The 13,555-nt window shown below is 36.7% G+C and carries 13 protein-coding genes; 4 read left to right on the top strand and 9 right to left on the bottom strand.

Features of this window, described 5'->3' with window-relative positions; genetic code table 11:
• Positions 1–302 precede the first annotated feature (302 nt).
• Positions 303–1,295 (top strand): PorP/SprF family type IX secretion system membrane protein, encoded by a 993-nt coding sequence (locus GN157_RS15200; protein ID WP_157484358.1) that lies wholly within the window; start codon positions 303–305, stop codon positions 1,293–1,295.
• A gap of 58 nt (positions 1,296–1,353) precedes the next feature.
• Positions 1,354–1,887 carry a gamma carbonic anhydrase family protein gene (locus GN157_RS15205; protein ID WP_157484359.1) on the top strand — a complete coding sequence of 178 codons (534 nt, stop codon included), beginning with the start codon at positions 1,354–1,356 and terminating at the stop codon, positions 1,885–1,887.
• 6 nt (positions 1,888–1,893) lie between these two features.
• Here the strand turns inward: GN157_RS15205 and murI are convergent, their stop codons facing one another.
• The 8 genes from murI to GN157_RS15245 all read right to left on the bottom strand — a co-directional run bounded on the left by murI (position 1,894) and on the right by GN157_RS15245 (position 10,121).
• A complete protein-coding gene (gene murI / locus GN157_RS15210; RefSeq protein WP_157484360.1) occupies positions 1,894–2,676 on the bottom strand; it encodes a glutamate racemase in 783 nt (260 codons plus the stop codon).
• 66 nt (positions 2,677–2,742) lie between these two features.
• A complete protein-coding gene (locus GN157_RS15215) occupies positions 2,743–3,252 on the bottom strand; it encodes an OmpH family outer membrane protein (RefSeq protein WP_157484458.1) in 510 nt (169 codons plus the stop codon).
• Positions 3,253–3,284: 32 nt separating this feature from the next.
• Positions 3,285–4,334 (bottom strand): OmpH family outer membrane protein, encoded by a 1,050-nt coding sequence (locus GN157_RS15220; RefSeq protein ID WP_157484361.1) that lies wholly within the window; start codon positions 4,332–4,334, stop codon positions 3,285–3,287.
• 36 nt (positions 4,335–4,370) lie between these two features.
• Positions 4,371–6,974: an outer membrane protein assembly factor BamA gene (gene bamA / locus GN157_RS15225; RefSeq protein WP_157484459.1), complete on the bottom strand. Its 2,604-nt coding sequence runs from the start codon at positions 6,972–6,974 to the stop codon at positions 4,371–4,373.
• A gap of 7 nt (positions 6,975–6,981) precedes the next feature.
• Positions 6,982–7,722, bottom strand: coding sequence for an isoprenyl transferase (locus GN157_RS15230; protein ID WP_157484362.1), 741 nt, complete (start codon positions 7,720–7,722; stop codon positions 6,982–6,984).
• Between the two features lie 4 nt (positions 7,723–7,726).
• Positions 7,727–8,410: a type IX secretion system protein PorG gene (gene porG / locus GN157_RS15235; RefSeq protein WP_035135117.1), complete on the bottom strand. Its 684-nt coding sequence runs from the start codon at positions 8,408–8,410 to the stop codon at positions 7,727–7,729.
• Between the two features lie 155 nt (positions 8,411–8,565).
• The gene (locus GN157_RS15240; protein WP_157484363.1) at positions 8,566–9,447 is read right to left on the bottom strand and encodes an NAD kinase; all 882 of its coding nucleotides are present in this window, start codon (positions 9,445–9,447) and stop codon (positions 8,566–8,568) included.
• Between the two features lie 14 nt (positions 9,448–9,461).
• Positions 9,462–10,121 (bottom strand): CBS domain-containing protein, encoded by a 660-nt coding sequence (locus tag GN157_RS15245; protein WP_157484364.1) that lies wholly within the window; start codon positions 10,119–10,121, stop codon positions 9,462–9,464.
• 104 nt (positions 10,122–10,225) lie between these two features.
• Here GN157_RS15245 and GN157_RS15250 point away from each other — a divergent pair, with 104 nt between their 5' ends.
• Positions 10,226–10,939, top strand: a complete 714-nt coding sequence (locus GN157_RS15250) for a pyridoxine 5'-phosphate synthase (RefSeq protein WP_157484365.1) — start codon at positions 10,226–10,228, stop codon at positions 10,937–10,939.
• A 2-nt stretch (positions 10,940–10,941) separates the two neighbouring features.
• On the top strand, positions 10,942–11,706 hold the full coding sequence (locus GN157_RS15255; protein WP_157484366.1) for an alpha/beta fold hydrolase: 765 nt from the start codon (positions 10,942–10,944) through the stop codon (positions 11,704–11,706).
• A gap of 43 nt (positions 11,707–11,749) precedes the next feature.
• On the opposite strand, the gene GN157_RS15260 is transcribed toward GN157_RS15255, so the two are convergent.
• Positions 11,750–13,309, bottom strand: a complete 1,560-nt coding sequence (locus GN157_RS15260; RefSeq protein ID WP_157484367.1) for an AsmA family protein — start codon at positions 13,307–13,309, stop codon at positions 11,750–11,752.
• Positions 13,310–13,555 lie beyond the last annotated feature (246 nt).

The raw sequence follows: 13,555 nt of genomic DNA on the forward strand, positions 1-13,555 counted from the left end.
GCAACGGACTACTGGTTTAGTGTAACCTACCGTGAACTGGTAAACGGACAGCCTGTAGAGAAAGAGTTTAAAGCTCACTTCTCATTGAAGAGATAGCAGAAAACCAAGTTAATATATAAAATGCTGTCAGGAATGGCAGCATTTTATATAATATTATTAGGTTAAATTACCAACCTAACGCAAAAATTTATATATTTGACCGCTATGGAAAAATATTAATAATAATTTTAGCCATAGGACCGTTATACATTAATAAACACCAATAAGCGAAAGCGCATTTCTCATTAAACGATAAGGTCGACATGAATTTTAAAAAGATTTATCTATTTTTTGGATTATTACTAACTCAGCTGTCTTTTTCGCAAGAAGGGATTGCGGTTTACTCAGATTATTTATCAGATAACTATTACCTAATACACCCGTCTATGGCTGGTGCTGCAAACTGTGCTAAAATCAGGTTGACTGCCCGTCAGCAATGGTTTGGTCAGGATGACGCCCCTCAGTTACAAACATTAAGTTTTAACGGAAGGATAGGGGAACAGTCAGGTGTAGGTATTATAGCTTTTAATGATAAAAACGGATATCATTCACAAACCGGAGCAAAGCTTACTTATGCTCACCATATTCGTTTTTCAAGAAGTGATTATGATTTGAATCAGTTATCATTCGGTATGAGTGCAGGCCTTGTTCAAAGTCGCTTGGATGAGACAGAATTTGAGCCTGATTTCGATCCTATTATTGATGGAGGAATGAAACAAAAGGATTCTTACTTTAATATTGATATTGGTGCTTCTTATCACTATCTTGATTTTTATGCGCACTTTACAGCTAAAAACGTTATAGCGAGTAAAAGGGATATTTATACAGATGTAGAAAGCGATAACTTAAGAAAATATTTGGTAAGTGCAGGTTATGTATTTGGTGATTCTGATCGTTTACAATGGGAGCCATCTGTAATGTTCCAGGTTGTTGATGAGACTAAAGAAAAATCAATAGATGTTAACCTTAAGGTGTATAAAGAAGTTGATTTTGGAAGAGTTTGGGGAGGTGTTTCGTACAGAAGATATTTAGATGGTGCTCAATATATTGACGGTAATGGTGCTAAAGATCAAAACCTACAGTATTTTACACCAATAATAGGTGTTAACTACAAGCAGTTTATGTTTGCTTACACTTACTCTTACCTAACAGGAGATGTTAAGTTTGATAATAGTGGATTCCATCAAATTACTTTAGGTATTAACCTATTCTGCGGAAGAGAGCGTTACGATTGTAATTGTCCGGCCGTAAACTAATTATAAAGCATTATTAATTCTGTCCCGATTTTATCGGGACTTTTTTTTGTTTTGAAATATGGTAATTAAAGAAGTAAGGGGTAAGTACCCGCAAATACCTGAAGATTGTTTTGTAGCTGAAAATGCTACTATTGTGGGTGATGTTTCTTTTGGTAAGGAGTGTAGTGTGTGGTTTAATGCCGTAGTAAGGGGTGATGTAAACTACATTAAAGTAGGGAATAAGGTAAACATACAGGACGGCGCAGTAATTCATTGTACTTATGAAAAACATCCTACAGAGATTGGTAATAATGTTTCTATAGGGCATAATGCTATAGTTCACGGATGCAAAGTACACGATAATGTACTGATAGGTATGGGAGCTATTGTGATGGATAATTGTGTAATAGAGAGTAACTCTATAATAGCAGCCGGATCTGTAGTGACACAAAACACCGTTGTAGAATCAGGGACTATATATGCAGGTATCCCTGCCAGAAAGGTGAAAGATATTAATGCTTCTGACTTTGCTGGTGAGATAGGGAGAATATCTAATAATTATGTAATGTATTCTTCCTGGTTTAAGGAAGCTGAAAATGGTGATAACAAATAAATGAATTTAGAAGTCTCTTTCTTCTACATCATATTTGTTCTCTAAAATTGAACTTAGCACTTTAGGGGTACTGTTGGTATAGAAAAGAGTATTGCCTTTATGTAGAGAATTATTAAGAATGTCTTGGGTAACCAGGACATTTTTTGTTTGTCTTGCTACCGCTTGACCGGAATCTATTATTTTAACGCTCTCTGGGAGTATTTCTTTGATTTGTGGTATAAGATAAGGATAGTGGCTGCATCCTAGTACTAGGTAGTCTATATTTGCTTTTATCATAGGGGTTAGGTAGTCTTGTAAAAGCTCTTTCATATCAGCAGATTCTAATGATCCTTCCTCAATTAGTTTTACGAGTCCGTGGCCTACCTGTTCAATAATTTTTATGTCCTTATAGTCAAGTACTGCTTTATGGAATAAATCGCTGTTAAGTGTGCCCTGTGTGGCTAATATACCTATGGTTTGGGTTTTAGTTGAATTTGCTGCCGGTTTAATAGCGGGTTCAATGCCTATAAAAGGTATATCAAACTTAGTGCGTAATTCTTTTATGGCATTTGTTGTTGCGGTATTGCAGGCAACAACTATCATTTTACAGTTTTGGTGAAGCAGGAACTCTGTATTTTTGATACTAAGCTCTATGATTTCTTCTTTACTTTTCTGTCCGTAAGGTGCATTTTTACTATCGGCAAGATATATGGTGTTTTCGTTTGGGAGTATATTATGAATTTCTCTCCATATGGAAGTTCCTCCCACACCTGAGTCGAATAAGCCTATAGGATTTGTGCGTTTATTCATTTAACAAATATAAAAAAACGGCTCAAATTTTTGAGCCGTTTTTTTAGTATAGAAATGATGTTTTTATTAGAAACCTAATTCTTTTTTTACGTCAGCCATAAGATCTGGGCCATCAGCAAGAATAACACCGCTTCCTGTAGAAGCATCAAGTACGTAAAGGTAACCTTTAGCTCTTGCTACTTTTTGGATAGCATTTCTTGATTTTTCAAGAATTGGCTTATAAATAGCTTCTTGTTTGTCCTGAAGCTCTTTAGTAGCATTTTGTTGATACTGTTGGATTCTTTGTTGAAGATCCTGAACTTCTTTAGCGCGAGTCTCGTTTAGAGCATCTCCTGCTGTAGCGGCTTCTTCATCATATTTTTTGATTTTAGCCTGAAATTCCTGTACCATTGTTCTGTATTCTGTATCGTATGATTTGCTTAATTGTTCTAATTGTGAATTAGCTGCTTTCATCTCCGGCATTTGGCTCATTAGTTCTGATACATCAATATGTGCTACTTTAGACTGTGCATTTGCAGTTTGGCTAAGTCCTAATAGTAGTACAGCAGCGATTAATAAAGATTTTAATTGTTTCATCATTTAAGTTTTTAATTTTTGTTTTAAGTTTTTTATCCTTGGTTATTTTCCTCCTGCGGAGTTGTTTCATCATTTTCCCCGTCTTGTTGCTTCGTGTTTTTATTACGTTGCTCCTCACGGGCTTTTTTTGCAGCTTCTCTTTGCTCTAATATTTGTTTTTTACGCTCTTCTATTTGTTTTTTTCTTTCTTCGATTTTTCTTTCTCTTTCTTCTTTTGCAGCCTGGATAGCGTCTTCTCTGCTGGTAGATTTTGCATCTTCAGCAGCAGCCGGTCTTTCAGAGGTGTTTTCTCCGTCAGCCCCATCTGTGGTATCTTTGTCTGCCTTAGTGCCGTTTCTCTTAGCTTCTCTCTCTTTTTTAAGCTGTTCTCTTCTTTCTTCGTATTGTCTTCTTTTTTCCTCCTGCGCTTTCCTTCTCTCTTCAATTATTCTTTCTCTTTCGGCTTTTCGGTCTTCAAGTTTTTGCTGTCTTTCCTGGTATTGAGGATCGGCTTCAAGCTCTTCCTGTTTTTCCATTTCTTCAAGTTGCTTAAGCTCTTTACCGCTTAGCTTTTCTCTCTTAGCAGCTCTTGTTATTCTTCTTATTACAAAGTCGCTTATATCGTGTCTTTTAGCAGAGAATAGCATAGTCATATCTGATGACTTGTCAAATATAAAGTCGTAGTTTCTTGATTCGGCTAAATCCTGAACGATATTAAATACCTGGTCCTGTACCGGTTTTACAAGTACTGCTTTTTGTGTGATAAGGTCGCCATTTGGACCAAATCGTTTTAGCTGATATTCTATCAGGTCGTTTTCAAGAAACTTAATTTCTTCTTCTCTTTCCTCAATTAGCTCTTTTGTTAAAAGAGGTTTTTCGGTATCAAGACTTTCTTTTAATTTATTAATATCATTTTTTTTCTGTTCCAGTTCCTGTTTCCATTTTTGGGCTTTAAGCTCAAGTTGGTTTTTCGCCTCAGCATAGTCAGGTACTTTCTCAAGTATATAGTCCATGTCTATATAAGCGATTTTAAGTCCGCGAGACTGCGCCGTTGCAGCAGCAACAGAGAACAAGGTGAGTAATATTAATAAATGTTTTTTCATAGTTTACTTCTTATTAGAAAATATCATGCCATTTTTTTAAAACTGCTGACCGATGATAAAGTGTGTTTCCCAACCATTCTTTTGAGTGTAGCCCGGAAGCGGATCGAATCCGTTACCGAAGTCTATACCTAATAAACCGAACGCCGGCATAAATACCCTAAGACCAAAACCTGCCGAACGTTTAAGTACAAACGGGTCGTATTCACTAAACGAATCGTATGAATTACCTGCCTCAAGGAAAGTTAATACATAAATAGATGCCTGTGGTTTAAGTGTGATAGGATAGCGTAGCTCTAGTGAGAATTTATTGTACACCGTACCTCCGTTTATAGAAGATAATGCCTGATTAGGGTAACCCCTTAACTGTATAACCTCACGGCCGTCTAACGAATAGTTTGCTAAACCGTCACCACCCACAAAGAATCTTTCAAAAGGCACCAGACCTCTGGCTGAATTGTAAGAGCCAAGGAATCCAAATTCGCCAAGTGTTCGAAGTACTAATTTATTATAAATTTTTGTATACCAATCAGCTTTGACCTTAATTTTGTAATATTCCAGCCAGTTGAATCTTTGCTGGTCTACTTTACTCTTATCTACAGAAGCGTCACGATAATCATCTACAACTCTGATATCCGGATTGGCATCTGTACCATAATTATGTACATACTGTCCGTTTGAGTTTGTTAATTTGTACTCTGGTTTATCTCCTAAGTTTTCATAATCAATACCGTTAAATAAAGAGTATGGTAATGTCATTTTTGCACTTACGCTGAATAATGAGCCTGACATTGGGTAGATAAGTGATCCTCTGTTGTCTCTTGTAACTTCAAGTGTGTAAGCAAGGTTGCGAGAGCTACCGTTACCAAATGTAAATAAACCGGTATTATAGTTGTTAAGGTTGTAATACTGGAATGATAGTGAGTGTGAGACTCTCAGGTTATCATAAATACCACTTAACCTTTTTGACATACCTAATGTAATAGAGCTAATGGTGAAGCTTTGGCTTCTGTCAACATCCCTTGTTTGGAAGTTGTACAGGAACTGTCTGCTGTGAGATAACGAACTGAAAAGCTGTATAGGCTTTTTACCTCCAAACCATGGTTCTGTAAACGAAAGGCTGTACGTTTGGAAATAAGTACTACCCTGTAGTCGTAATGAAAGTTTTTGACCATCACCCATAGGTATAGGTTTGTATGCTTCCTTATTAAAAATATTACGCATAGAGAAGTTATTGAACGAAAGTCCAAGTGTACCGATGAAACCACCGCCACCATAACCTCCCTGTAGCTCAATTTGACTCGAACCTCTTTCGGTTACATTCCATTCTACATCTACAGTACCGGTTGAAGGATCAGCATTTTTAACATCAGGACGAATAGTCTCTGCATCAAAGAAACCTAAAGCCCCCAGCTGTCTTACTGTATTAATAACGTCTTCCTTATTCCATTTTTGCCCCGGTCTTGTTAAAAGTTCACGGTATATTACATGGTCATTGGTTTTGTCGTTACCTATAACACTTACATTATTTAGGTAAGCAATTGGTCCTTCAACTATACGGATTTCAAAGTCAATAGTGTCGTTTTCGGTACGTACCTCTACTGCATTTATGTTTGAGAAAAGGTAACCGTTGTTTTGATACAGGTTAGTTAAGTCTTCACCATCCGGTTTATTTGGGTTGGCAATTCTTTCCTGTAGTAGTATACCGTTGTAGGTTTCTCCTTTTTTAATACCCAGAACCTGACTTAATACATTGTTTGTGTATACAGTGTTACCTAAAAACTTAATGTTACCAAAGTAATACTTACGCCCTTCTTCAATTTGTATTTTGATGTCAACAGTGTTTTTATCTTTATTATAAGCAACAGTATCTTCAATAACACGGGCGTCACGATATCCTTTTTCTTTGTATTTATCTATAATACTTGCTAAGTCTTCTTTGTATTTTTCTCTTATATATTTAGATGATTTAAAAATACGTAGCGGGTTCAAGAAGCTTTTTTTCTTGGTGTTCCTCATGGCGCCTCTTAGCTTACCGTCTGAAAGCATAGTGTTGCCATCAAATTTAATTGAAGAAACTTTTACTTTCTTACCGCGGTCTATATTAACTACCATTTTTACAGTATTGCTACTGTCTGGTATAACATTAACGGCTACTTTAGTGTTATAGTAACCATCTTTTTTATACTTGTTTTCTATGTAGTTTTTTGTAGTAGTAACAAGGTTTTCATTAACTATTTTTCCTTTAGTAAGTTCGGTATCCTTGATTAATCCTTCAATTTTACTTTTCTTAAGCCCCTGCATTTTTACTTCGCTAAGTTTAGGAAGTTCATTTACACTAAGTTCAAGATAAATACTGTCGCCCACCACTTTTGTAGCATAAAAGTTGATGTCTTCAAATAATTTAAGGCTGGCCAGTTTTCTAATGGCATTACTTATTTCTTCTCCGGGTACATTAATACGTTGACCTTTTTCTAAGTGGGTAAAATATATAACGTTTTGTTCGCTGTATGAAAGGTCTCCGTTTACTTTAATATCAGCAACTACATACTGTCCTGGTTCAATTCTGTCCTGTGCTTTAGCTGTAAATGAGGCTAAGCATAGAAAAATTGCTGAAAATAATTTAATGCGTTTATAAAACATCTCGGTTTTATTTAACTTGTTCACTGGTTTTTCCAAATCTACGTTCTCTTTTTTGGTAACTGATAATTGCTTGGTGCAGGTCTTCTTCTGTAAAGTCCGGCCATAATACGTCGGTAAAATAAAATTCTGCATACGCACACTGCCATAGCAGGAAATTGCTAATTCGTTGTTCACCACTTGTTCTTATAAGTAGGTCTACATCCGGGAGGTTGTGTGTGTAAAGGTTTTGAGTAATTATCTCTTCATTTATATCTGTTACCGCTATCGCGTTTGTTTTTACTTGTTCACTAATTTTTTTAACTGCCGATACTATTTCTTCCCTTGAGCCATAGCTTAAAGCAAGGGTTACCAGCATTTTGGTATTGTCCTTGGTTTCATCTATAACCTCTAAAAGTTGTTTTCTTGCTTTTTCAGGAAGTTTATCGGTATTGCCAATTGTACTTAGCTTGATGTTGTTTTTTTGAAGTACAGGAAGTTCTTTTTTTAATGAACGGATAAGCAGTTTCATTAAAGCTTCCACTTCAAGCCTTGGCCTGTTCCAGTTTTCTGTAGAGAAGGCATAAAGGGTTAGGTATTTTACGCCTATATTCTTACAGTTTTCTACCACATCCTTTACCGATTTCGATCCGCTTTCATGACCTAATGCGCGAAGTAATCCGCGTTTTTTAGCCCAACGGCCGTTACCGTCCATAATTATGGCGATGTGGTTAGGTATATTTTCAGTATTTATGGTAGTTGATTTGTCCATGATTTTAGTTAGGGCAGTAGCAAGGTTTTTCACCAAAGGTGTAGGTAAGAGTAAATCCGGTAAATACATACCAGTCGTCGCTTTCTAAGTTACCAAAGCGAAGGTTTTGGTAGGTATCATCTTCAGGATAACTTCCGTCTAAATTGTCGCTAAAAGTATATCTCGCACCCACTTCAAATCCTATTACAAAGTTTGGTAAAACATTAGTTTTTATACCTACGGTCATTGGTATTGCCAGCGCACTGCTGTTACCGTTGTCGTAAGTTCGTCCGTTATTAATATACTGCTCATCATACCAAAAATAGCTCAGTCCCCCATATACATAAGGGGTTAGCTGAAAATCAGTTTCGTGCAGATTGAAGTCAAAAAAATTGAATTCAAGGCCTAAAGATAATTCTTTTACAGTATTATCAAATGAATAGCCTCTTTGTTTTCTGGCACTCATGTCTGAATCAGCATCGTTAGCAGATATTTTTGCATAGGTAAAGGAAGCTCTATAGGAGTGTCGCGGACTACGGTTGTACTTATACAGGAATCCTAAAGCAAGATCTTTAGGGGCTATATAATCTGTAGGTCCTACATCACCTATATAGTTGCTTCCGCCCACAAAAATACCCACTTCATTGATTTGGGCTTCGGCGTTAAATGAAGCAATAATTAAAAATAAAACTACTAAAACTCTACTCATTACATCAAAATAGGTGCAAATATAACAATATAGATTTCTATTTCGCCTCTGTTTAGACTTTTTACGTCTATAAATTGAAAATTTGCAATCACGGTTCAGACTAAAAAACGAAAGAAGATGCGGTGTAGTATGTGGTGTAGGTAAAAAAGTTGCTATTAGTTTCTTTTATCCTCACCCCATAACAGTTTTTTGCGTAGCGTTTTTATAAATTTCTCATCCGGGAACTCTACCATGTTGATTTTAAAACCTGTCTTTTTAATAAAAAAGGAGGTTTCGGTATCTACAGTAAGTATTCTTGAGTCAAGTGAGATAAGGTGCTGTGGTTCTCTGCCGCTTACTTTAAGTTCCAGTTCGGTATCATCAGGTATTACCAGTGGTCTTGCATTAAGGTTGTGTGGTGCAATGGGGGTGATAACAAGGCTGTTTACTTCAGGTATCAGTAGCGGGCCGCCACAACTAAGTGAATAGCCGGTAGAACCGGTAGGGGTAGATATTATTAACCCGTCTGCCCAGTAAGCATTAAGGTAGTCTCCGTTTAGCTTTACCTCTACGGTAATCATGGAAGTAGTGTCTTTACGGCTTACGGTAATTTCGTTAAGGGCAAAATCCAGTCCGTCTTCCTTTTCCATTCCTTCATAGTCAAGGGATAAAAGTGTACGAGGGGAAATTTTGTATTTGTTTTCAAAAATAAGGGGTAGCAGGGTTTCAATTTCATCCTGCTGAACAGTTGCCAAAAATCCTAAACGCCCGGCATTAATACCTAATACAGGTATGTTTTTGTCGCGTACATAAGTTGCCGACCTTAACATGGTGCCGTCGCCGCCAATACTGATAAGCATATCAAACCTGCGGTCCAGTTCCTCGTGGTTGCTAAAAGTAGCATACTCCTCTTTAAGGAGTTCTTTCTCTTTTATGGCATTGTAAAATTTGGCTTCAAAAATAACTTCGGTGGTATGGCCTTCAAAAACCGCAAACATTTTTTCAATAATGTCTTCGGTGTTGTCTTTATAATACTGTCCGTATACTGCTATCCTCATGTTCCTCACGCTTATTATATGTTCAGGTATTTGTCTAAATAGTCAGAACGGTCTTTTAATGTATTGATGTAGGCATCCTCCTGGTGCTCTGATATGATTTCGTAATTGTATCTTCTGAAAGTCTGGATGATTTCACTTAATCCGCCAAGGCTTATTTTTAGGGTTATTTGTACCTTTTCAAGATTGGCTTCAGATATGAAAAGCCCCAGCAGCCTGCCGTTATTGCTTTCCACAATTTGAGCTACTTCACTCATGCTGTAATCGGCAATGCCCTTTTGTACTACCAGTATACCTCCGTCTTCTTTTAAGAAAGGGGTTTGGTGGAAAAACTGAATAATATCGGTAATCTCATAATATCCCAAATAATTATTGTCTTTATCCAGAATAGGAACCACATTGGTTTCGTTTTTGGCAAATATTTCCAATACGTCCAGCCACATGGTGGTGTCGCGTACAAAAAACCTTTCAAGAGTATAGCGCATATCTTCAAGTGTTTTTTCAATATCCATAAGTTCGGTATCCTCGGCACTGGCACAGCCTATATATATACCATTTTCTGTTACAGGAAAATGGGAAAAGGTGTATTCGGCAAAAAGATCCTGAGCATCAGCTATGGATTCGGTTATATTTAACGGTTTGATTTGGTTGTTGATAAAGTCGTTAATATCAATCATGTTGGGGAGTATGAGTTATTACTGCAAAATAATCAAAAATTAGAATATCCTACCTTAATTTTACTTTGTATTTTTGTGTAAAATTTGAGTTAAACAACCGTGTAATGACAAAACTTAGTGTAAATATAAATAAAATAGCAACGTTAAGAAACTCCAGAGGAGGTAATGTTCCCGATTTACTTAAAGTTGCAGCCGATGTTCAGAAGTTTGGAGCACAAGGTGTTACCATACACCCAAGGCCTGATGAAAGACACATCCGTTATCAGGATGCCAGGGATTTAGTACCTGTTGTGCATACCGAGTATAACATAGAAGGAAACCCTGTAAAAAAGTTTATCGATCTTGTACTGGAGGTAAAGCCTACGCAGGTTACTCTTGTTCCTGATGCCGACGATGCTATAACATCTAATGCCGGATGGGATACCGTAAAACATAAATCGTTTTTACAGGATGTTATTACCGAGTTTAAAAGTAACGGTATACGTACTTCTATATTTGTAGATCCGGTTTTAGAAATGATAGAAGGGGCTAAAGAAATCGGTACCGACAGGATTGAATTATATACTGAGGCTTTTGCTCATGAGTATGGTTTAGGTAATACTGCCGGTATTGATCCGTATGTTGCTTCGGCAAAACTGGCTAACGATTTAGGGTTAGGTATAAATGCAGGTCATGACCTGAGCTTGGATAATATTAAGTTTTTTAAAGAAAACATTCCCGGTCTTTTAGAGGTGTCTATAGGACATGCGCTTATAGCAGAGTCGCTTTACCTTGGGCTGGAAAATGTTGTGAATATGTATCTTCAAAAACTAAAATAACTATGTTGCATTCCAGAGTAGAAGGAGAAGGTAAGCCGTTGCTTATAATACACGGTTTTTTAGGCATGTCTGACAACTGGAAAACCCTTGGTGGTCAATATTCCGAAAAAGGATATCAGGTGCATGCCATAGATATGAGGAATCACGGTAAGAGTTTTCATTCGGAAGAGTTTGATTACAATGCTATGGTTCAGGATATTTATGATTACTGTCTGTATTATAAGTTAGAGAAAATAGATGTTATTGGTCACTCAATGGGAGGTAAGGCCAGTATGTTTTTTGCTATGGCGCATCCCGAAATGCTGGATAGGCTGGTGATTGCCGATATAGGGCCAAAATATTACAGGCCGCACCATCAGGATATACTAGCGGGCTTAAATGCAGTAGACTTTTCGGTAAAACCGGGTAGGAGTGATGTAGAGGAAATTCTTAAAAAGTATATTGATGATTTTGGTACCCGTCAGTTTCTTATGAAAAACCTGTATTGGAAAGAACCGGGGCAACTGGATTTTAGGTTTAACCTGAAAGTGCTTACCGATAAGATTGAAAATATAGGAGCCGCATTGCCTGAAGGTAGTGTGTATGACGGACCTGTATTGTTTTTAAGAGGAGACAGGTCTAATTATATTAAGGATGAGGATTTTGAAATGATTCATAATCACTTCCCTAAAGCGATTATAAAGGATATTAAAAATGCAGGGCACTGGCTGCATGCCGAAAATCCGAAGGATTTTGTGGCAGAGACGCTGGAGTTTCTCACTGCATAACAAAATAAAAAAGAGGACTGTTTTTACAGTTCTCTTTTTTATTTTAATCCCCTCCGCTAATGATTTTGGGGAGGAGTGTTTTTTTGAGTCCTTCATATAAAAAGCGCCACAGGAAATTAAATACCGATTTGTCTTTAACTCTTTCTACGCTTACCTCTGTTTCTTTCAGTTCGCCTTCACTATCATTTTTAACCAATAGGTTACCAACGGCCGACATGAGTTTATTTTTGTCCTTTCCGTCCTTTTTGTAAAGCTTTACTTTGAGGTCGTCATATCTAATGGCAAAATCTCCGTTTGAGTTGTTGCGGTTTCCGTTAAATGTAAAGTAAATTTCTTTTAGGTCGCCCGTAGTGGTAATGTTCATTAACGGTTTCGCTACCGGGTCAATCACACTGCTTTTTACATTTTGCAGTTTTCCCTGTATGGTAAAAGCATCGGTTTTATCGGTAATATCAAAAGTCCAGTGTACATTTAATGGGGACGATTTCATGAAAAGACAATTAACGTCGAGGGTGGTTTGCGGGGTTTCGGTTTTATTAATCGGGCTGTATATGTTTTTTATTGTGGCATTAAAATCAGAGAACATTACTTTGGCAGCGGGCTTATCATAGCTTTGCTGCTCCTGATATTCCACATACGAGTCGTTTAGTTTTATGGTGTCGGTTTTAAGGTCAAACTTTATTTCGCGAAGCATCTGGCTATATAGTTTTTTAACCGATAAATCATCGGGAGCCATTTTGGGTCTGTATATAACTGCGTTTACTTTAGTTAAATCGACAAGGGGTGTGCGTACATATAAGGTGTCGTTCACAAAACCCCAAAGTAAATCAGGGATGTGTATTTTGTTTACTTCAATGCGGTATTGGTCTTTCTCCTTTGGGATAGACTGTGCAAATTCCATACGGCTCTGTTCCGGCGTTAGCTTAAAATTGTTAACGGTAATGGCAGTATCGCTAATATTAAGCTCTTGTGTTGTGATGTTGTATTGTTTGCCTGCCTGATAAAATAAGCTGTCACACTTTAAGCTGTAAGACGAATATTTTACAGGTAAATTATCATCAATAGTAGTGCTGTCTATTTTAATGTTCCTAAAAAGCATATTTATATTAGATGCTTTCAGTTTGGTATTGTCGGTCGTGTCAAGCAGGGTAAATTTACCTCTGTTTACTTCAACCGTTTCTGTAAAAACAGTGTTTTTAAATGGTTTTACAAGATCACCTTTTACATTGTACTTGTTTTCTTCGGGGTATAGTATAATTTCGGGTTTATCTATAATGATATTATCAACACTTATCTTGTTGTTTTTTAAAAGTGCCCAAAGGCTAAAATGTTCTATACGTATTTTTTCAATTTGACCGTAAGCACCGCTTTTTAATTGTGCGGTACTGTCTTTAGGAGATAGTGAGGCGTTGAGTACTGTAATATTGCCTTTTAGTAAGACTATATCCAGGTCGGTGTAGCTGATGTTATAAGGCATGTCTTTGTCTGACTGGATGATGTTAGGTAGTTTTCTTGATATCCAGTAACTTAATCCGTAATTAGCAACGGTTCCTATAACAATTAGTATGGCTAATCCTATGAGTATTTTTTTTAAGAGTGACATTGGTATTTTGGTTTATACCGTTAAGGTACTACGTTTTTAGGGCTTATAAATGTGTTTTATGTTTTTGTTAATAGTATCGCTGTTAAAGTTATTATAATGAGACTGTTGAAGTCTTAAAAAGGTTAATAATATGTTATTTATTTAAAAAATAACTACGTTTTTCGGTAGATTGTTAAAAAATATAGGGGTTTTTTAAAAAATAAATTATTATGAATGCATAATATTTTTATCTCAATCGTTGTATTT

The sequence above is a fragment of the Flavobacterium rakeshii genome (assembly GCF_009741375.1).
Classification (GTDB): domain Bacteria; phylum Bacteroidota; class Bacteroidia; order Flavobacteriales; family Flavobacteriaceae; genus Flavobacterium; species Flavobacterium rakeshii.